Consider the following 21386-nt stretch of genomic DNA (forward strand, 5'->3'; position numbering starts at 1 on the left):
CCCTCTATGTCCCGCAGGAGTCAAGTGCCTTCAGCTCCAATCTTCTCTATGTTTTAAATAAAAATAATTAAGTTAATTATCTTTGAAAATTTTGTTTATTTAATTTGGGATGTCTTTATTTTTTTGAAAAATAACAATTTGATTTTAAGAGTATATTGTTGATGTTCACTACAGGTACGAGACTCCTGCGGGAAAAGCGTGTTAAGTGAGACCCCGCAAGAGCGGAGCGATGAGGAGGCTCACGAGACCGCCCGCGGAAAGCGAGTGCCTGTAGTGAACATCAACAACTTAGAAACCTAGAGGGCTAATAAGCAACGACATAAAACTGTCATATTTAGTTGTGACCTATATCACAGTCAGGATATTTTCATAAGGCTAGAATGAAGTTACATAAAGCGGAGGTAGTGGCCTTCAGTTTAAGGGAGTGAAAAAAGTGGAGTTCCAAAGATCCTTTTATTCAAAAACAAGCATGTATGCATTCTTCGTATCATTGTTTCTATTATTTACGACATGGTTTAGTACAGATAGTTTCCTTCACTTCGATGTTGTTCTATTAGGTTATTTTCTATCATCTATTATATTTGCCATTGGAATAACCGTAAGAATGTGCTCATGGCTCATTCGTCCAGCAACACATCAAGTGATTAAGAGAAGTTTCAAAAACTTAAAAACAAGAGAAAGAAAGCAAAGAAATATACGATCTATTTTAAAAACAGCATTTGATAACATCATTCTTCAAAAATTTATTTTCAAACGAGGCATATGGAGAGGGGTTCAACATTTTTTAATCGCATGGGGATGTATTGGTTCTTTTGCCATAACATTTGGACTAACATTCGGTTGGCTGCGATTCGATTTAGTAGACCCAACAACCTATCAAGTAATCATGTTCAACATCCCGACAATGAAAATGGCTGCAAGTGGTGTTATTGCAGAATTAATCTACAACGGATTAAACATTACAGCACTTATGGTACTAGCTGGTGTGTCCATGGCGCTTTACCGCCGCATTAAAGAACAAGATGTAAAAGTAACACAACGTGTCGAATTCGACTTATTTCCGTTATACCTTTTACTAGCTGTAACAGTGAGCGGATTAGTCTTAACTTTATCTTATAAATTTATGGGTGGGTTTTTACACCACTACCTAACGTTAATACACCAAGTAACAGTTGTTTTATTGCTCGTTTACTTCCCATTCGGAAAACTGTTCCACTTCCCAATCCGCCCGCTTGCAACAGCAGTACCGCTGAACTATCAAGAGGAAGTTCAAGTTGACACGAGAGCATGTGCGAGATGTGGAACAACGTATAGTAGTGACGATCAAATTTCTGACGTAAAAGAAATACTAGGTGCTCAAGACTTTGATTTGAAACTAGCAGATGGAACATATTTAGCAGATTATTGTCCGGCATGTCGCCGTCGCATAAGAGTAATGAAGCAATTAAATATGGATGCACCGAATGGTGATCCGTATAGCCCAGTTCAAACAAACAATGGAATTCATTTATCAGGCTTTGGAAAAAAACGTTCCGAAGATTTTTATAACTTACCGAAAAACGATGAGAAGAATGATGGGAGGAGCTTATAATGAGTGAGTTTTTAGTAAAAGAAGGCGTCAAAAACTTAATCAAACCAGGGGAGAAATTAATTACAACCCATTGCTGTTATTGTGGAATGCAATGTGGAATGCATATACGTGTAAACGAGAAATCTGGAAAAGTAGTTGGAGTAGAACCACGTTATGACTGGCCTGTAACGTTGGGGAAAATGTGTCCAAAAGGTGTAACGGCTTATCAAACAATTGATCATGAAGAGCGAATTACAACACCATTAATTAAGAAAAATGGCCAATTTGTAAAAGCAACGTGGAAAGAAGCGTTAGATTTAATAGAAACAAACTATAAAAAACTACAAAGAGAATATGGAAAAGATTCACTTTCTGTGTTCGGTGGCGTTTCGATGACAAATGAGAAATGTTACTTAGTTGGTAAGTATGCAAGAGCAGTACTTGGAACACGCTACATTGATTATAACGGACGTTTCTGTATGAGCTCTGCTGCTGGTGGGTTTATGAAAACATTCGGTATCGACCGAGGATCAACATTACCATGGCCTGAATTAGAACATTCCGATTGCTTCTTTATGGCTGGTACAAATACGGCAGAATGTCATCCAACGAGCATTCAATGGTTATGGAAAGCAAAAGACAAAGGTGCAAAACTAATTGTTGTCGATCCTCGTGAAGTACCAACCGCTCGTGTAGCTGACGTTCATTTAGACCTAAAGCCAGGCACAGATTCAGCTTTAGCAAATGGAATGATGCATCTATTAATCGAACACGGTTATGTGGATGAGAAATATGTTGCGGAGCGTTGCAATAACTATGAAGAATTAAAAGAATCAGTTAGAAAATACACACCTAAATACACATCCGAAATTACTGGAGTAGACGAAGAAAAAATCATCAAGGCTGCACACATTTACGGTCAATCACCAAGGTCAGTTGTTATGTTTGCACGTGGTGTAGAGCAACAAACAAAAGGTGTTGATAACGTATCACTATATAGTTCTATGGCTTTATTACGTGGGCAGATTGGTAAGTTCGCTTCTGGAGTGGCAACTTTTACTGGTCAAGGAAACGGTCAAGGTGGCCGTGAACATGGACAAAAAGCAGATGCTCTGCCAGGATACAGAAAGATTGCCGATCCTGAAGCAGTAAAATATATCTCAAGTGTCTGGGGAATCAAACCAGAAGAAATGCCAAAAGCAGGTGTTTCTGCTTTTGAAATGTTTGACGAAATTCATAGTGGAAAAATCCGCTCTATGCATGTTATTTGCAGTAACCCTGCAGTGTCTGCACCAAAAAACGAGTACGTTTGGGATGCTTTCAAAAAGTTAGATTTTATGGTTGTTAGTGATTTCTTCTTATCTGAAACAGCTGAATTTGCTGATGTTGTGTTACCAGCTACTTCATGGGCGGAAGATGAAGGAACGACAACGAACTTAGAAGGCCGTGTTATTCGCATTCGTAAAGTGGTGGATCCAATCGGCGAGTCGAAGCCTGACTGGGAAATTTTAAAAATGATTGCAGAACGTATGGATAAAGGTCACCTATTCCCTTACAACAACCCTCGTGAAATCTTTGAAGAGTTCCGAGTAGCGACAAAAGGCGGAAAAGCAGATTATTACGGAATTACTTGGGAGCGTATTGATAAAGAGGATGGTGTATTTTGGCCATGTCCTTCCGAAGACCATCCAGGTACTCCAACGATGTTTAAAGAGAAGTTCGGTACACCAGATGGAAAAGCGAACTTAGCTGTAGTGAAGTGGCAAGAACCAGCAGAAACTCCAACAAAAGAATTTCCACTCATTTTAACAACTGGTCGTGTTGTATTCCATTATTTATCTGGTAGCCAAACTCGCCGTGTAGATTTCTTAATGGAACAATGTCCAACGCCTTACGTAGAAATGCATCCAGAATTAGCAAGCCAATACAACATGTCTAACGGTGAAAAAATTAGATTAACAACAAAACGTTCCACAATGGTATTGGATGTCCGTTTAACAAAAGCGATTCGAAAAGACACGTTATTTGTACCATATCACTGGGGTAAAGAGTTATCTATTAATCAGTTAACAAACCCAGCGCTAGATCCAACGTCTAGAATGCCAGAATTTAAAGTGTGTTCCGTTAAAATAGAAAAATTGTAATAAAGGAGGCGAACAGTTTTGAATAAAATTATGTATTTAGAGTTTGAACGCTGTATCGGTTGTAGGGCGTGTCAAGCTGCATGTCGCGAATGTGGAGATCACGGTGGAAAAGAACGTAACTATGTAGAGTACGTTGATTTTATGGAAAGCCGACAAACATACCCGATGCTTTGTATGCAATGTAAAGAGCCAGCATGTGCACGTGTTTGTCCAGCGAATGCGATTCAAATCACAGAAGAAGGCGTTGTTCTTTCTGCCATGGAAGAAAAATGTATCGGTTGCCGTAACTGTACGTTCGGCTGTCCATTCGGGATTCCGAAGTTCGATTTTGAAGAAAATAAAATGTACAAATGTGATATGTGTTACGACAGAACGAAATATGATATCGCACCAATGTGTGCATCTGTTTGTCCTTCTGATGCAATTCGCTTCATTGATTTTGACGAAATGCAAGCATTACGAAGAAAACGTACACAAATGAATTTAGTAGAAGGTAAGAAACCAAAAGAAGGAAACAAATGGGATTACGTACCTGAATTCTTTGGTGTTTATACAGATTAATATGATTAAAGAAAGGAGTGTTTCACATGCCAAACAGAAATACGAGCAATGAAAAAGATGACATGATCAACTTAGTCGATAATTTAAATCGTCAAGATGACTTAAAATATAACCGCAGATCCTTCTTGAAATCTGCGGTAGGAGCTTCTGTTACATTAGGATTAGCGACAATACCTTTTTCAATAAAAGCAATGATGGATGACGGTACGGAAACAATTCATAAGGTCGAAATCATTGACCTAGAAGACTTGCCAAAAGGTCAATCAGTAAACTTTAACTATCCATCAGACCATGAACCAGCTATTTTAGTTCATACCGTAAACGGCAAACTAAAAGCTTACAATAATAAATGTACCCATTTACAATGCCCGGTTTTTTATGAGAAAGAAGAAGATATTTTATTATGCCCTTGTCATAAAGGTTACTTTAGTGTCGACAATGGTCATCCTGTTGCTGGACCTCCACAAAGAGAATTGCCATTAATTGAACTTGAAGTGGTGAACGGAACAGTCTACGCCATCGGAAGGAAGATTCGCCATGGGTAAAAAAGCTTGTTGGGCCATCATCTTCATCACAATGGCAGTCAACGTAGTCATGCTCCACTCCACAATTGAAGCATACTACGGAAAAGAGTATAATCACGTTTACCTATTCACCGGAATAGCCATCGTATCCGTCCTATGCGCAGTCCTTGCAGCTATTCGGTGGAAAAACCTTGAGTATAATCAAGAAAAATAATTGTAACATTCGACGACTTTCATCTTTGTATTGGTGAAGGTCGTTTTGATTTATTTAGAAATAGCTTAAAGGTTCTAATACATAGTTAGTTGATGTTCGTGACAGGCACGAGACTCCTCGAAAATCCCGCCGCATCTTCTTCGTGTGATGCATAGCTCCGGAGCATTCCTTGTCCTGCGGGAAAAGTGTGTCAAGGAAGACCCCGCAGGCGCTTGCGCCGAGGAGTAGGTTTTTTCACGACAGTGAAAATAACCTTCCTTTTTACCACCCGCGGAAAGCGAGTGCCTGTCACGAACATCAACTGTTAGAATACAAAATAAAGTATATAAGTTAAGTAATGAAAAATAAGTCGAAATAGTAAAAAATTTATAAGTTAAAATTAGGAGCAAACGAATCCTTTATGTTACAATATATGAGTAAATTTTTGTTTGTAAGGTGGTGCAAAAGGTAATGTCGGTAACATTTTATTGGTATCCTAAATGTGGCACTTGTCGCAAAGCAAAAAAGTGGCTAGAGGAACATAATGTCGAAGTAAATGAAGTACATATTGTTGATCAACCACCAAGCAAAGAGCAACTGACACAACTACATGAAAAAAGTGGCCTAGAATTAAAGAAGTTTTTTAACACTAGTGGCATGAAGTATCGTGAGTTAGGATTGAAAGACAAATTGAAAACGGCTACAGAAGAAGAAATGCTAGAACTATTAGCTTCTGATGGCATGTTAATTAAGCGCCCAATTACAACAGACGGTACAAAAGTGACAGTCGGTTTTAAAGAGGCAGAATTCGAACAAGCTTGGAAATAAAAAAAGCATGATACAAAAGTGCTTTTAATAAAAACACCATTATATTTGGAGGGACTTAAAAATGAATACACCAAAAGAATTACGTTATTCAGAAGAACATGAGTGGGTAAAAGAAGAAGGCGGCACAGTTCGCATTGGTATTACAGACTTCGCACAATCTGAATTAGGTGACATCGTATTCGTTGAGCTTCCAGAAGTTGGAGACGAAATCTCTGCTGACGAGCCATTCGGAAGCGTTGAATCTGTTAAAACTGTTTCTGAGCTTTACGCACCTATTAGCGGTAAAGTTGTAGAAGTAAACGAAGATTTAAGCGATAGTCCTGAATTTGTAAACGAATCTCCTTATGAAAAAGCATGGATGATTGTGGTAGAGCCTTCTGACAATAGCGAATTAGAAAAGCTAATGACAGCTGAGCAATACGAAGAAATGACAAAAGAAGACTAATAACAAAACGTCATAAAGGACAACCTATTTGTATGGTTCTTATAACTATAAACAGGTAGGTGGACTAACATGACATTACAAAACCAACGTTTAGACATAACAGATCGTGTAGAAGGAAAACTATGTCCAACTGGCTTTGAACTTTTTTTAGAAAAAGAACCTATTGGAAAAGTAGAATTCGCAGGTGATGGCAATCACTTTCACTTAAAAGAAGGTTTTGAATATGAAGATACAAAGGTTTATCAACATGTCCAAGTACCTGCCAAACCTGATGAAAAGTACGTAGATTGCGATTACGAAAACGGTTGGTGTTAACTAGTTAATTTATGGGTGAATTAGTAAATTGTGTAGCCATTGGATATGCCGAATAGGCAGTACCATGCTTCCATTTATTAATTCACCCATTTTTCATTTTTCTAGAAAAATTCATAACAATACAGGGTACAATACGGATGAATAGAATATTAATAATGTAAGTAATCTATTTAGCTTTATATCCTAAAAAACAGGTGATGAGATGGGGACGTTTGAGACAGAAAAGGTCATCATTGTAGAGGGAAAGTCAGATAAAAAGAAGATCGAACAAATTATTAAAGAACCTGTAACCATTTTATGTACGAATGGAACGATTAGTATTGCAAAGCTAGACGAACTAATTGAAGAATTTTTTGATAAAGAAGTGTATGTTTTAGTCGATGCTGACCCTGCTGGAGAAAAGCTCCGAAAATTATTTAAGAGGGAATTTCCAGAAGCAGAACATATTTATATAGATCGAACGTATAAAGAGGTAGCTTGTGCACCATCTCATCATATCGCAACTGTTTTGTTAAGTGCTAACATTCATATACACGCACAATTCTTATAGGATTTATGATATTATTATCGTGAAAAGTTTGAAAAAAGGATGAGTAGATGAACGAGTGGACGAAGGAGAAATTGGAGCAAGAGATAGAAAAATCTCAACTAACGGCTATTTATTTTTACACTCCTATGTGTGGTACATGTAATGTTGCGAGTAAAATGATGTCTGTAATCGTTGAACTTTTTCCAACGATACACTTCGGAAAAAGTGATGTGAATTACATTCAACCTTTAGCCTCACACTGGCAAATAGAAAGTGTACCTTGTCTAATTGTTTTCCATAAAGGAAAAATGCTAGAAAAACTATATGCTTTCCATTCTGTCGATTACTTGTATCGGCTATTTCAAAATTTACAAAATATTTACGGAGAAACACCTAAAGTTTAGGTGTTTTTTTCTTGCAAATTTTCAGAAAAAGTATATGATTATTTAGGGAAGCGAAATATTTATAGAGGAAGCGAAGATACATTTTATGACAGCACTTTGGCTAAATTTTAAACGTGACTTTAATTTATATAATAGAAACATTCGTCTCTTTTTCATTACGAATATCCTGACTCAAATCGGTCTCGGTATTTTTATGATCATGTACAACTTCTATATAAGAGAGTTAGGATATTCCGAACAAGTAAATGGGAACATGATTGCCATGACTGCTTTAGCCTCTGCAATCATCTTAATTCCTGCTGGTATCATAAGCGATAAAATTGGTCGTAAAAAAGTGATGGTATTTGGCTTGTTTTTCTCCTCTTTCTTTTTACTTTTTAGAAGTACATTTGAAGGAGAACTATTATTACTAACTTGTGCATTTTTATCTGGTCTAACACTAGCGTTTCTTCAAGTAACGGCTATTCCATGGCTAGCGGAAAACTCAACAAATTCCGAGCGTGTTAAATTGTTTAGTCGACATTTTGCCGTTATGATGATAGCTAATGTTGTCGGAAATTTACTAGGCGGTGTTTTAACAGACATATTCCTGTTTTTTGGACTAACGTCAGTAAGTAGTGTTAGATGGACATTAATTATTGGAGTAGCCATTTACTTAGGTGGAATTTTACCAATTTTGAAGATGGTAGAAAAGAAGCGAGAGACAAAACTCAAAGATAGAATATCCATTAGAAATCTTTTAACTACTAATAAAACACAACTAAAATTAATCGCTAGTTTTACAATAGCGAACATATTAATCGGATTCGGCTCAGGCCTAGTTATTCCATATTTGAACCTTTATTTTGCAGACCGATTCGATACGACAAATACAACCATTGGATTTGTTCTTTCCATGGGGCAGGCAGTAACTGCAGTAGCTATGATTATAGGTCCAGCATTAGTAAGAAGGATTGGGGAAATAAAAGCCGTCGTTTTGCTACAAGTTTTATCGTTACCTTTTATGCTTATTACTGCTTTTACGAACGTATTCTGGCTAGCAGTACTTGGATTCTTATTTAGACAAGCATTAATGAATGCAGCAAACCCAATCATTACATCCATGATGATGGAAAGAGTGGAAGATAAATTTAAAGGGCTTGCCAATTCAGTCAATCAAATGGTATTCTCCCTCGGTTGGGCAAGTATGGGGCCAGTTTCTATGTCTATCGTCTTCTATTTTGGACAATATTGGGGATATGCCTTTGTATTTAGTATTACAGCAGTCTTATATTTAACAAGTGCTGTGTATTTCTATTTCATTTTTTCTAGAAAAAAGTCGATAAATAGCCAACGAAGTTTGTTGTCTAAAATATCATAAAAAGACATATTTCTCGGGAAATAGTAGAGTTTGCAAAAATTATTATTATTTGTCTAACTTTATTAAAAGGTATTTTGACAAATTAGGAGTATTCTCTATATAAAGGAATATATTTCCGGAGGGAGAATACAAATTGATAACACCTCTAGTTGAAAAATTATTTATAAGTATTAAAGCAAAAGGACATATTAATCCACTTTTACCGGATTACAATTTAACATGTGTGATCGTTACTGGAAAAGAAAAAATTTACTTTTCCTTATCGAAAACTAATTTGGCAATAATTGACGATGTGGAAAGAGTGGATGTGAAAATAGAGGGCTCATTAGAAACCGTTCGTTCTATTATTTCCGGCCATACTGCTCTTCGTAAGTCGGATATTGTATTTGCTGGGAGTTTCCGACATCAGCTATTGCTAGATTCTATTTTTTCTTTATGTAGAGATAGAGAAAATTCATTGACAGAAGAAAACTTAGTGATGTAATATAAAATACAATTAAATATTGCTTATCAAGAGAGGTAGAGGGACTGGCCCGACGATACCCAGCAACCGGTTGTTTTTCAAACACGGTGCTAATTCCAGCAGACTTAAACGTCTGAAAGATAAGAAGAGAACGCAAACCCTCTTCTAGAAGGGTTTTTATTTTTTTCTAAAGTGTTAGAGGTTAGTGTTGATTTTAGATAGTTATCTAGCAGTTGATTTCCGCGCAAGTCGTAGACTCCTGCGGGATAAGCGGGGGACTGGAGACCCCACAGGCGAAGCCGAGGAGGCTCCAGCCACGCCCGCGGAAAGCGGAGACTTGCGCGGAAATCAACAGCGGTTTTAACAGAGTATTTCTAAAAATAGTTATTGACACTCAAAAATAGCCATGTTAAGATTACAATCGTTGAATTCGATAACACTTAAAAGTATTAGAGATTTAGTGAATTAAAGTACGATAATAATTTGAAAACTAAATATACCTGTTTGCTCTTATCAAGAGAGGTGGAGGGAAGTGCCCTATGAAACCCGGCAACCGTCAACGAAAGTTGAAATGGTGCCAATTCACACAAAGCATTAGCTTTGTATAGATGAGAGAAAGGATTTATTATGCCTTTCTGTCATCATGCAGAAAGGCATTTTGTTTTTCTATAGTGTTTAATATAAAGGGGAAATCAACAGTGGTAAGTATTGCTAGTTTAAAAGTAAGGAAGAAGGTGAGACATCTATGATCAACTTACAAAATGTTAAAAAAGTTTTTTTAGCGAAAAGTGGAAACGTAACAGCGGTTGATAATATCAACCTTGAAATAGATAAGGGCGAAATCTTCGGCATTATTGGCTACAGCGGCGCTGGTAAAAGTACATTAATCCGAATGCTGAATGGATTGGAAGTACCATCAAGTGGAGATGTTGTGGTTGCAGGGAGAAACATTTCGAAGATTAAAGGGAAGCAACTAAGAGAAGCTAGACAAGAAATAAGTATGATCTTTCAACATTTCAACCTACTTTGGTCTAGAACGGTTCGAGAAAACATCGCGTTTCCTCTAGAGATTGCCGGAATTGCAAGAAAAGAGAGACAAGAAAGAGTAGAAGAATTAATTAAACTAGTTGGTTTAGAAGGTAGAGAAGATGCCTATCCATCCCAACTAAGTGGTGGTCAAAAGCAAAGGGTAGGTATTGCTAGAGCATTAGCAAATAATCCGAAAGTGCTACTTTGTGATGAAGCAACATCAGCTTTAGACCCACAAACAACGGATTCGATTTTAGAGTTGTTAGTAGATATAAACAAACGATTAGGATTAACAATTGTCTTAATAACACACGAAATGCATGTTATTCAAAAAATATGCCATAGAGTAGCGGTAATGGAAAATGGAGCGGTAGTTGAGCAAGGGAATGTACTAGATGTTTTCCGTAAACCAAAGCAAAACATTACGAAAAAATTTGTTCAGCAAGTTTCAGAACCAGAGGAAGCAGAAGAAACAATTCAACATTTAGTTGCCCAGTACCGAGAAGGAAAAATTATTCAACTGACTTTTGTAGGCGAAACGGCAGAACAGCCAATCATAACGAACATTATTCGAAAGTTTGATATTAGTATAAACATCTTGCAAGGAAAAGTATCGCATACGCAAAACGGACCTTATGGAACGTTAATCATCCACTTAGATGGTGACGAACAAGAAATTGAAAAAGCGTTAGATTTTATCAGGCAGGAGCAAGTAGAACTGGAGGTGGTCCAAAATGTTTGATCAAGTGAATTGGGATCGAATGTGGGATGCTACCATCGAAACAGTCTATATGACATCAATCTCTGTTGTAATTACTTTTATTCTTGGTATACTTCTAGGTTTACTCTTATTTTTAACATCAAAAGGGAACCTACTAGAAAACAAATTAATAAATGGTATCACTTCATCCGTAGTAAATATTTTTCGGTCCATACCTTTTATCATTTTAATTGTCTTATTAATACCTTTTACAAAAGTTTTAGTTGGAACGATTATCGGTGCGAATGCGGCCCTACCAGCCTTAATCATTGGAGCGGCTCCATTTTACGCACGAATGGTTGAAATTGCATTAAGAGAAATTGATAAAGGTGTCATTGAGGCAGCAAGGTCAATGGGTGCTAAAACATCGACAATAATATGGAAAGTTCTTTTACCAGAATCAATGCCTGCCTTAGTTTCAGGAATTACCGTAACGGCAATCGCAATTGTTGGCTATACGGCAATGGCAGGATTTGTTGGAGCAGGTGGTCTAGGTAACTTAGCGTTCTTAGATGGCTTCCAAAAATTCAATACAGTGGTAACAGTTGTTTGTACAGTCATCATTTTAATCATCGTATTTATCATCCAATTTATTGGAGATACAATAACAAGAAAATTAGACAAAAGATAGGGGAGAAGAGAATGAAAAAATTAATTGGTTTTGCATTAGTTACATTATTAGCAGTAGTTTTAACAGCATGTGGTGGGTCTAAAGGTATTCAAGAAGGTAAGTTAGTTGTTGGAGCTTCTAACGTGCCACACGCAGAAATTTTAGAACAAATTAAGCCAGTATTAAAAGAACAAGGGATAGAATTAGAAATTAAAGTGTTTCAAGATTATGTTTTACCTAACCAAACGTTACGTGACAAAGAGCTTGATGCAAACTACTTTCAGCATATTCCTTATTTAACAGCACAAAATGCTGACCATGATTATAATTTTGTTAATGTTGGAGGCATTCACATTGAACCAATTGGCGTATATTCTACAAAACACGCAAGACTAGAGGACTTACCAGAAGGTGCAGAAATTTTAGTAAGTAGTGCGGTACCTGATCATGGTCGTGTTTTATCGATGTTACAAGAAAAAGGTTTAATCACATTAACAGAAGGCGTAGAGCGTACAAAAGCAACGATTGAGGATATTGTAGAAAATCCAAAAGGTTTAAAGTTCAACACAAATTTCGAAGCGGCTTTCTTACCAACTGCATATAAAAATGGCGAAGGCGATGCAATCCTAATTAACGGTAACTATGCAATTGGTGCAGGTATTGACCCAGCTGAAGAAGCAATCGCTTTAGAGTCTCCTGAAAATAACCCATATGTTAATGTTATTGCTGTTCGTAAAGAAGATGAGAACAATGCACAAATTAAAGCATTAGTAGAAGCTTTACAAACAGAAGCAGTTCAAAACTTTATTTTAGAAAAATACCAAGGTTCTGTCATTCCAGCTGGAAAGCAGTAAACGTAAAAGGTGTAGCCGATGTGGCTGCACCTTTTATTTCTAAATGATTTTAAGTCATATATTCACTATATTTATGTGACCTAGCATAACTTCACTAGACTAGGTAATTTTAATAAACAAGGAGGTTATGTGATGAAAACAAAATTATATTTATTTGGACTCGCAATTATTCCTTGGCTATTAATTCCTATGTTAGGTAAACAACATGTAAAAAGGTTTTTACCTGCTTCTCTATTAATGGGATTTATATTAATTGGGGAGAGTTTACTAGCCCATAATCGAATGTGGTGGTGGGTATATAAACGTCCTCATCGGAAAATTATGGGGGAAGCTCCACTAATTTTAGGACCATATATTATGGGAGCGTTGTTAATGCTAAGGTTAGGCTACGGAAATATATTAAGGTTTTTCATAATAAATATTTGCGCACATTTATTTTTTGTTTATGTATTAATGGATTGGTTTAAAAGTATTGGGTTTTGGTCACTTGTGAGGATGAAAAAATATCAGCTGTTTTTATTATTTTCAATAGAAGGATTCATTTTATACGCGATGCAAATACTTCTCGAAGCATTCTTCATAAGGAAAAAACAACCAATACATAGTAGCCAACAACAAGATACACTTTTATATGACTGAATAAGTGAATAGATTATTTTTTTCTAATACATACTAATGTTGTAAAATTTCTGATTGGAGTTGTTTTAGGATGGAATATCAACCACGCAATTTTGCTGAAGGAGCACTACATGAATATAAAGCTGGCTTAGGTTTATTTTCAGAAAAAATGCCTGAATTAGCACATCACTATAATCAATTTACGGAAGCCTGCTTTAAAGAAGGTGCCCTAGATCAGAAACAAAAGCAATTGATTGCTTTAGGAGTAAGTGTGTTCTCACAAGACGAATATTGCATTGTGTACCATACAAAAGGTTGTATCGATCACGGATGTACGGAAGAAGAGATGTTAGAAGCTTGTGGTGTGACAGCAGCATTCGGTGGAGGAGCTGCGATGAGTCAAGCAGTTACTCTTGTGCAAGAGTGTATCTCAGATTTTAACCAACTAAAACAATAGGAACGACAAAACTGGAGCTTGGGAAAATTCTCAAGCTTTCTTTCTTTTATAAGGTCCGTGGGAACAGTACAGGCCCAAACAGAGTATAGTCTCAATAAGTAGGGAAATAACAGAAAAGGGCGAGCTGTGCACTCAGAAAGTAAATATAAGAAGGGGTATATTTTAGCTAGGCGCACAGTTTTTTGGTTTAGACGTTCAACTTTCACTTTCAGGAGCACAGAAATCGTGTGTAGGAGAACAGCTTATGCCCCCAGGTTCACACAAGTAGCAGTTAGGCACACACAAACCATAGATTAATCTATATTTATAGACATACACGTATATGCTTTCTGAGGATTTTTAGTTAAAATATAATTGATTTTATGCTTTTTTAGTAAAAAACAGTAGGTTTATGTCAAAAATCGGTTAAAATCTTAGTTTTTCTTACGATACGTAGAGACAGGCAATGGCTTTCTACTAGCGTTATCAATGATTTCATAGACGATGTAGTAACATACAAAACAAATCCTATCCCCTTGAACCGTATAGGACATAGAGCTATCGCGAGCAAAATTTAGCTATTGTAAGTGTAGGTTCCATAGCTTCTTCTCACTTAACCTCATGCCATATTAATAGAAGAAACGTGGTTTTTTGCTGTTTGGGTAAAATAACCAACTTTGTTATGATTATAAATGTGTTTACAGATCATTAAAATGTGGTAACACAAAAACGTAGGTAACTAAAAATACTATTAAATAGAAAGGATTGATTTATTATCCATCAGGTACAAGTGAAATACACTAGTAACATGGAGAAAGCAATGTTTCAATCACATGGAATTGGTTACGAAGAATACAGTAGAGAAATCAACAACATTATTCAAGTAGAAAAGAACAGAGAACGTGAATACAAAAAAAGTATGCAAATTGTCGCGGAACTAGAGCGAAAATGTCACACGTAACTTTTCATCCCTAAACTTGCAAACGATGACTAGAACAAACTAGGAAACATCGATCTATATAAGTTTTTACAACTAAAAAGCTTTGTCATTCTCAATGTAAAGAGAATGGCAAAAGCTTTTTTATCATTTTGTGGACAAACACACAACAACGAATCACTAAAATAGTATATAATAATTACTATACAGATAGTGAAAACCCTTATTGCTATTAACTTCATTCCACGAATTTTTACATACATCCACAAATTAAGGGGAAATTAAGCGGTAGGTAAAAATGAAAAACGACTTAACTAATAGAAGAAATTGGGTGAATAATAAAGATTTGAACAAGTCTTTAAAGGTTGCTAACACATTTAATTTGTTATAAGATTGTAATGAGAATAAAATGAGAATGAAAATAACAAATGTGTCTAAATAGAAAGAACACAAGAACATTGGAGGTAAGAATTATGGGTTCTAAATTAACAATTAAAGATTTACATGTGTCTATCGAGGACAAAGAAATCTTAAAAGGTGTAACTCTTGAAGTAAAAGGTGGAGAAATCCACGTAATCATGGGTCCAAATGGTACAGGTAAATCTACGCTTTCTTCTGCAATTATGGGTCATCCAAAATATGAAGTTACAAGCGGTAGCATTTCTTTTGATGATGAGGACGTATTAGAAATGGAAGTTGACGAGCGTGCTCAAGCAGGTATTTTTCTAGCTATGCAATACCCAAGCGAAATCACAGGTGTTACAAACGCTGACTTCTTACGTTCTGCAATAAACGCACGTCGTGAAGAAGGCGAAGAAATTTCTTTAATGAAATTCATTCGTAAAATGGACAAAAACATGGAATTCCTAGAAATGGATCCAGCAATGGCACAACGTTACTTAAACGAAGGGTTCTCTGGAGGAGAAAAGAAACGTAACGAAATCCTACAATTAATGATGATTGAGCCAAAAATCGCTATCTTAGATGAAATTGATTCTGGGTTAGATATTGATGCATTAAAAGTTGTATCTAAAGGTATTAACCAAATGCGCGGCGACGATTTCGGCTGCTTAATTATTACTCACTATCAACGTTTATTAAACTACATCACTCCTGACTTCGTACACGTTATGATGCAAGGTCGTATCGTTAAATCTGGTGGACCAGAATTAGCACATCGTTTAGAAGCAGAAGGTTACGATTGGATTAAGCAAGAATTAGGTATTGAAGACGAAACAGTTGGGCAAGAAGCGTAAGTAAGGGGGATTATCATGACGTTAGAAACGACGAAATTACCGTTTGACCAAGAATACGTAAGCAACTTCTCTAAAGGTCACGGAGAACCTCAGTGGTTGCTAGATCTTCGCTTACAAGCTCTTGCACTAGCGGAAGAACTTCCGTTACCAAAGCCTGATAAGACGAAGATTACAAAATGGAACTTTACAAACTTCCAAAACCATACAGTTGAAAGTAACATCACTTCTATAGATTCTTTACCAGAAAACGTAAAATCATTATTAGATGTTGATCATGTACCAAACGTTTATGTGCAAGTGGATAACACACCAATTTTTTCTTCTATTAGTGAAGATTTAGCTGCAAAAGGTGTTATTTTTACGGACATCATTTCTGCTGCAAAGAATCATAGTGATTTAGTACAAAAATACTTCATGAAAGATGGAGTAAAAGTAGATGAGCATAAGCTAACTGCTTTACATGCAGCTTTATTAAACGGTGGAGCATTCCTTTACGTTCCTAAAAACGTGGAAATTGCTGATCCAATTCAAGCTATTTATGTACACGACAAAGCAGAAGCAATGTTTAACCATGTGTTAATCGTTGCAGAAGACAACGCTTCTGTAACATATGTAGAAAACTACATTTCTATAAATGATGGCGAAGGTGCTATCTTCAATATCATCACGGAAGTTATTGCTAACAACAATGCGAATGTTATTTACGGGGCAGTAGATACACTAGGTAAAGGTGTAACAACTTACGTAAACCGTCGTGGAGTTACAGGACGTGACGCGAAAATTGAGTGGGCATTAGGCTTAATGAACGATGGTGACACGATTTCTGAAAACATCACGAACCTTGTGGGCGATGGCTCTATGGGTGACACGAAAACAGTTGTAGTTGGCCGTGGAGAACAAAAGCAAAACTTTACGACAAGTGTTATTCACTTTGGTAAAAGAACAGATGGACAAATATTAAAGCACGGTGTTATGAAAGATAGTGCTAGTTCTGTATTTAATGGAATTGGTAAAATCGAGCATGGCGCTTCAAAATCAAATGCAGAGCAAGAATCTCGCGTATTAATGCTTTCTGAAAAAGCTCGTGGAGATGCGAACCCAATTCTTCTAATTGACGAAGATGATGTAACAGCAGGTCACGCAGCTTCTGCAGGTCGTGTAGATCCACTTCAACTTTACTACTTAATGAGCCGTGGTATTTCAAAGCAAGAAGCAGAGCGCTTAGTAATTCATGGATTCTTAGCACCAGTAGTAAAAGCTCTTCCAATTGAAAAAGTGAGAAAGCAGTTAGTTGAAGTGATTGAAAGGAAAGTAAAATAATGAATATCCAGGATATTCGTAGGCAGTTTCCTATCCTTCATCAAGAGGTTAACGGCCATCCGTTAGTTTATCTAGACAGTGCAGCAACGTCGCAAAAGCCACTAGCTGTTATCGAAGCTTTAGATAAATACTATCGCGAATATAATTCTAACGTTCACCGCGGTGTGCATACACTCGGAACGAGAGCGACAGACGGATATGAAGGTGCTCGTGATAAAGTGAAGAAATTCATTAACGCGAAACACCGTGAAGAAATTATTTTTACTCGTGGAACAACTACAGCATTAAATTTAGTAGCCTCTAGTTATGCACGTGCTAACTTAAAAGAAGGTGACGAAATCGTCATTACTTATATGGAGCACCATAGTAACATCATTCCTTGGCAACAAGTGGCAAGAGCTACAGGATCTACTTTAAAATATTTGCCGCTTCAGCAAGATGGAACAATTACGATCCAAGATGCAGAAGCAACGATTACAGAAAACACAAAAATCGTATCCATTATGCAAGTATCAAATGTTCTTGGAACAATCAATCCGATAAAAGAGATTACAGAAATTGCTCATCGTAAAGGTGCCATTATGGTTGTCGACGGTGCGCAAAGTACTCCTCATATGAAGGTAGATGTTCAAGACTTAGATTGCGACTTCTTCGCACTTTCTGGTCATAAAATGGGTGCTCCTACTGGTATTGGTGCACTTTATGGAAAGAAAAGCTTGCTAGATAAAATGGAGCCAATCGAATTCGGTGGCGAAATGATTGACTTTGTAGGTTTACAAGAGTCAACATGGAAAGAGCTACCGTGGAAATTCGAAGGTGGTACTCCTATTATCGCTGGAGCAATTGGGCTTGGAGCAGCAATTGACTTTCTACAAGAAGTAGGTTTAGAAAATATTGCAGCACATGAACATAAACTTGCTCACTACGCAATGGAGCGTATGTCTGAAATTGAAGGCATTACCATTTTCGGACCTAAAGAAAGAGCAGGACTTGTAACATTTAATATAGAAGATGTACATCCTCACGATGTCGCAACTGTTTTAGATGCAGAAGGGATTGCTGTAAGAGCAGGTCACCACTGTGCACAACCATTGATGAAATGGTTGAACGTATCTTCTACTGCACGTGCAAGCTTCTACTTGTACAACACAGAGGAAGAAATCGACAAACTTGTTGCAGGACTAGTGAAAACGAAGGAGTATTTCAGCGATGTCTTTTAATAACTTAGATACTCTATACCGACAAGTAATTATGGATCATTATAAAAATCCACGTAATAAAGGTTCCTTAGAAGAAGATAGCGTAACAATCGAAATGAACAACCCAACATGTGGTGATAGAATTCATTTAACGCTGAAGATTGAAGAGGGAAAAGTTGTCGATGCAAAATTCGACGGCGATGGATGTTCCATCTCTATGTCTTCTGCTTCTATGATGACTCAAGCTATTAAAGGGTTAGAAGTAGAGAAAGCATTACAGCTATCCAAAATCTTCTATGACATGATGCTTGGAAAAGAGTATGATGAAGATGAATTAGACCTTGGTGATATTGAAGCATTATCAGGTGTTTCAAAATTCCCAGCTCGTATAAAATGTGCAACGCTCGCTTGGAAGGCAATGGAAAAAGGTGTTTCTAGCGAACAAGATGAATAAAATGTTTTAGGGAGCAGCTCTAAAGGCAATCTTTTTATTGCGAGCTGCTCACCTCTTGAATGGAGGGAAAGGTAAAATGGCTAAAAAAATGCCTGAAATCGGCGATTATAAATATGGCTTTAAAGACAAAGACGTGTCGATTTTCCGTTCTGGTCTTGGATTAACGAAAGAAATCGTTGAAGAAATCTCTCGTATGAAAAGCGAGCCTCAATGGATGTTAGACTTCCGTTTAAAATCTTTAGAGCAGTTCTATAACATGCCAATGCCTCAATGGGGTGGCGACTTAAGCAACTTAAACTTTGACGAAATTACGTATTACGTAAAGCCTTCTGAAAGGTCTGAGCGTTCTTGGGATGAAGTACCAGAAGAAATCAAGCAAACGTTTGATAAATTAGGTATTCCTGAAGCAGAACAAAAATATCTTGCAGGTGTTTCTGCTCAGTATGAATCTGAGGTTGTATACCACAACATGCAAACAGATTTAGAAGATCTTGGTGTAGTATTTAAAGATACAGACACAGCGTTAAAAGAAAATGAAGATATCTTCCGCGAGCACTTTGCGAAAGTTATCCCTCCAACAGACAACAAATTCTCTGCATTAAACTCGGCAGTATGGTCTGGTGGATCTTTCATCTACGTACCAAAAGGCGTAAAAGTGGACACTCCACTTCAAGCGTACTTCCGAATTAACTCTGAAAACATGGGCCAATTCGAGCGTACACTAATCATCGTAGACGAAGGCGCACACGTACACTATGTAGAAGGTTGTACAGCACCTGTTTACACAACCAACTCACTTCACAGTGCAGTAGTTGAAATCATCATTAAAAAAGACGCATATTGCCGTTATACAACAATCCAAAACTGGGCAAATAACGTTTACAACCTAGTTACTAAGCGTGCTGTTTGTGAAGCAAACGCAACAATGGAATGGATTGACGGTAACATCGGTTCTAAATTAACGATGAAATACCCAGCAGTAATCCTTAAAGGTGAAGGTGCTCGTGGTATGACACTTTCTATTGCATTAGCTGGTAAAGGTCAGCACCAAGACGCTGGAGCAAAAATGATTCATTTAGCGCCAAACACGTCTTCTACTATCATTTCTAAATCTATCTCTAAACAAGGTGGAAAAGTTACGTACCGTGGAATTGTACACTTTGGTAAAAAAGCTAGCGGATCTCGCTCCAACATCGAGTGTGACACGTTAATTATGGATAATCAGTCTACATCTGATACAATCCCTTACAACGAAGTGTTCACAGACAACATCTCTTTAGAGCACGAAGCGAAAGTTTCGAAAGTATCAGAAGAGCAGTTATTCTACCTAATGAGCCGTGGCTTATCAGAAGAAGAAGCAACTGAAATGATCGTAATGGGCTTCATCGAGCCATTCACAAAAGAACTTCCAATGGAATACGCAGTAGAAATGAACCGTCTAATCAAGTTCGAGATGGAAGGTTCTATTGGATAAATAGATTTTTTATGAAACCCGTCTAAAATGGCGGGTTTTTTTTGAGTTATTTACCTCCAACACAATAATCTTCATTCTCCAAAAGCTATTTTTTTATTTTTCCTCTACTATTTATGTTAAAATATCCCCGAGGTGACAATCATGATTTATATAGGAGTAACTGGATGGGGTGACCATGATAGTTTATATACTAGCGGTATTTCCACTCGTGATAAATTAAAAGAATACGCAGCACACTTTCCTACAGTGGAAGTTGACTCCTCTTTTTATGCCATTCAACCAACACGTAACGTGGAAAAATGGGTAAAAGACACACCAGAAAACTTCAAGTTTATCGTAAAAGCATATCAAGGTATGACTGGGCATCAGCGTGGAGAAATTCCATTTGAAACAAAAGAAGAAATGTTTCACGCTTTTAAACAATCCATCGTTTCATTTATAGAATCGAACAAACTAGCAATGGTATTGTTTCAATTTCCACCTTGGTTTGACTGCAAATCAGAACATGTTCAATACATACGTTGGTGCAAACAGCAAATGGGGGATATAGAAGTAGCATTAGAATTTCGTCATCAATCATGGTTTCACCCACAATTTGAACAAAAAACATTACAATTCATGGAACAAGGAAAATGGATACATAGTATTTGTGATGAACCACAAGCAGGCTCAGGATCTATTCCAACCGTTCTCCATCCTACAACGAAACATAAAACACTTATAAGAATGCACGGTCGAAACAAGCATGGTTGGACAAGACCAGCAAAAGGGACCGACTGGCGTGAAGTAAGGTACTTATATGATTACAATCAGGAAGAACTCCATCAATGGAAAAATCACGTGGAACAACTTTCAAAAGTGAGTAAAGATATATACATTCTATTCAATAACAACTCCGGCGGTCATGCCGCAAACAACGCCAAACAATTCATTGAGATGTTAAACATCGAATATGAAGGACTAGCCCCAAAACAACTCGATCTATTCTAACCAAAAAACACAAATTCATCTTTGTGTTTTTTTTATAATGTGAAACAAATTCATAATTACTGTTCGTTTAGTGAAAAACGAATGTTCCGTTTATTATAATTAAATAACGTTCG

General features: G+C 36.9%; 23 protein-coding genes and 2 riboswitches. All 23 genes read left to right on the forward strand.

The annotated features are described in order from the left end of the window. The first annotated feature begins 433 nt into the window (after positions 1 to 433). The 23 genes from CDZ89_RS03590 to CDZ89_RS03700 all read left to right on the forward strand — a co-directional run bounded on the left by CDZ89_RS03590 (position 434) and on the right by CDZ89_RS03700 (position 21273). Entirely contained in the window at positions 434 to 1591 is a 1158-nt protein-coding gene (locus CDZ89_RS03590; RefSeq protein ID WP_227521430.1) for an MFS transporter, read from the forward strand. Further along, on the forward strand, positions 1591 to 3714 hold the full coding sequence (fdhF, locus tag CDZ89_RS03595) for a formate dehydrogenase subunit alpha (RefSeq protein WP_096156746.1): 2124 nt from the start codon (positions 1591 to 1593) through the stop codon (positions 3712 to 3714). Before CDZ89_RS03590 ends, fdhF begins: the two co-directional genes overlap by 1 nt. A gap of 18 nt (positions 3715 to 3732) precedes the next feature. Beyond that, entirely contained in the window at positions 3733 to 4275 is a 543-nt protein-coding gene (locus CDZ89_RS03600) for a 4Fe-4S dicluster domain-containing protein (protein ID WP_096156747.1), read from the forward strand. A 26-nt stretch (positions 4276 to 4301) separates the two neighbouring features. Then, entirely contained in the window at positions 4302 to 4820 is a 519-nt protein-coding gene (locus tag CDZ89_RS03605; protein WP_096156748.1) for a QcrA and Rieske domain-containing protein, read from the forward strand. Between the two features lie 643 nt (positions 4821 to 5463). Next, positions 5464 to 5820: an arsenate reductase family protein gene (locus tag CDZ89_RS03615; RefSeq protein WP_100333289.1), complete on the forward strand. Its 357-nt coding sequence runs from the start codon at positions 5464 to 5466 to the stop codon at positions 5818 to 5820. Positions 5821 to 5881: 61 nt separating this feature from the next. Beyond that, on the forward strand, positions 5882 to 6265 hold the full coding sequence (gene gcvH, locus CDZ89_RS03620) for a glycine cleavage system protein GcvH (RefSeq protein WP_096156751.1): 384 nt from the start codon (positions 5882 to 5884) through the stop codon (positions 6263 to 6265). Positions 6266 to 6334: 69 nt separating this feature from the next. Then, entirely contained in the window at positions 6335 to 6580 is a 246-nt protein-coding gene (locus CDZ89_RS03625) for a YusG family protein (RefSeq protein WP_100333290.1), read from the forward strand. A 202-nt stretch (positions 6581 to 6782) separates the two neighbouring features. Further along, on the forward strand, positions 6783 to 7130 hold the full coding sequence (locus CDZ89_RS03630) for a toprim domain-containing protein (protein ID WP_096156753.1): 348 nt from the start codon (positions 6783 to 6785) through the stop codon (positions 7128 to 7130). A gap of 47 nt (positions 7131 to 7177) precedes the next feature. Beyond that, on the forward strand, positions 7178 to 7513 hold the full coding sequence (locus CDZ89_RS03635) for a thioredoxin family protein (RefSeq protein WP_096156754.1): 336 nt from the start codon (positions 7178 to 7180) through the stop codon (positions 7511 to 7513). Between the two features lie 85 nt (positions 7514 to 7598). Next, on the forward strand, positions 7599 to 8873 hold the full coding sequence (locus CDZ89_RS03640; protein ID WP_100333291.1) for an MFS transporter: 1275 nt from the start codon (positions 7599 to 7601) through the stop codon (positions 8871 to 8873). Between the two features lie 133 nt (positions 8874 to 9006). After that, positions 9007 to 9357 (forward strand): hypothetical protein, encoded by a 351-nt coding sequence (locus CDZ89_RS03645; protein WP_100333292.1) that lies wholly within the window; start codon positions 9007 to 9009, stop codon positions 9355 to 9357. 20 nt (positions 9358 to 9377) lie between these two features. Then, positions 9378 to 9483: riboswitch (SAM riboswitch) on the forward strand. Between the two features lie 360 nt (positions 9484 to 9843). Further along, a riboswitch (SAM riboswitch) is annotated at positions 9844 to 9951 on the forward strand. 130 nt (positions 9952 to 10081) lie between these two features. Beyond that, positions 10082 to 11107 (forward strand): methionine ABC transporter ATP-binding protein, encoded by a 1026-nt coding sequence (locus tag CDZ89_RS03650; protein ID WP_100333293.1) that lies wholly within the window; start codon positions 10082 to 10084, stop codon positions 11105 to 11107. Next, positions 11100 to 11756, forward strand: a complete 657-nt coding sequence (locus CDZ89_RS03655) for a methionine ABC transporter permease (RefSeq protein ID WP_096156758.1) — start codon at positions 11100 to 11102, stop codon at positions 11754 to 11756. The genes CDZ89_RS03650 and CDZ89_RS03655 overlap by 8 nt, the downstream gene beginning before the upstream one ends. Before the next feature lie 11 nt (positions 11757 to 11767). Beyond that, positions 11768 to 12589, forward strand: coding sequence for a MetQ/NlpA family ABC transporter substrate-binding protein (locus tag CDZ89_RS03660; protein ID WP_096156759.1), 822 nt, complete (start codon positions 11768 to 11770; stop codon positions 12587 to 12589). A gap of 132 nt (positions 12590 to 12721) precedes the next feature. Beyond that, the gene (locus CDZ89_RS03665; RefSeq protein ID WP_096156760.1) at positions 12722 to 13228 is read left to right on the forward strand and encodes a hypothetical protein; all 507 of its coding nucleotides are present in this window, start codon (positions 12722 to 12724) and stop codon (positions 13226 to 13228) included. 70 nt (positions 13229 to 13298) lie between these two features. Further along, positions 13299 to 13664 (forward strand): carboxymuconolactone decarboxylase family protein, encoded by a 366-nt coding sequence (locus tag CDZ89_RS03670; RefSeq protein ID WP_096156761.1) that lies wholly within the window; start codon positions 13299 to 13301, stop codon positions 13662 to 13664. A 799-nt stretch (positions 13665 to 14463) separates the two neighbouring features. Continuing rightward, positions 14464 to 14604: a YuzK family famiily protein gene (locus tag CDZ89_RS19530; protein ID WP_176483675.1), complete on the forward strand. Its 141-nt coding sequence runs from the start codon at positions 14464 to 14466 to the stop codon at positions 14602 to 14604. 446 nt (positions 14605 to 15050) lie between these two features. Beyond that, a complete protein-coding gene (gene sufC / locus CDZ89_RS03675) occupies positions 15051 to 15836 on the forward strand; it encodes a Fe-S cluster assembly ATPase SufC (protein WP_096157072.1) in 786 nt (261 codons plus the stop codon). 15 nt (positions 15837 to 15851) lie between these two features. Continuing rightward, on the forward strand, positions 15852 to 17156 hold the full coding sequence (gene sufD / locus CDZ89_RS03680) for a Fe-S cluster assembly protein SufD (RefSeq protein WP_096156762.1): 1305 nt from the start codon (positions 15852 to 15854) through the stop codon (positions 17154 to 17156). Beyond that, entirely contained in the window at positions 17156 to 18376 is a 1221-nt protein-coding gene (locus CDZ89_RS03685) for a cysteine desulfurase (RefSeq protein ID WP_096156763.1), read from the forward strand. Before sufD ends, CDZ89_RS03685 begins: the two co-directional genes overlap by 1 nt. Continuing rightward, a complete protein-coding gene (gene sufU / locus CDZ89_RS03690; RefSeq protein ID WP_096156764.1) occupies positions 18366 to 18809 on the forward strand; it encodes a Fe-S cluster assembly sulfur transfer protein SufU in 444 nt (147 codons plus the stop codon). The genes CDZ89_RS03685 and sufU overlap by 11 nt, the downstream gene beginning before the upstream one ends. Positions 18810 to 18885: 76 nt before the next feature. After that, positions 18886 to 20283, forward strand: coding sequence for a Fe-S cluster assembly protein SufB (sufB, locus tag CDZ89_RS03695; RefSeq protein WP_096156765.1), 1398 nt, complete (start codon positions 18886 to 18888; stop codon positions 20281 to 20283). Between the two features lie 141 nt (positions 20284 to 20424). Further along, complete coding sequence (locus tag CDZ89_RS03700) at positions 20425 to 21273, forward strand: DUF72 domain-containing protein (protein ID WP_100333294.1); 849 nt, start codon at positions 20425 to 20427, stop codon at positions 21271 to 21273. Positions 21274 to 21386: the final 113 nt, after the last annotated feature.

The organism is Bacillus alkalisoli (assembly GCF_002797415.1).
GTDB lineage: Bacteria > Bacillota > Bacilli > Bacillales > Bacillaceae_I > Bacillus_CD > Bacillus_CD alkalisoli.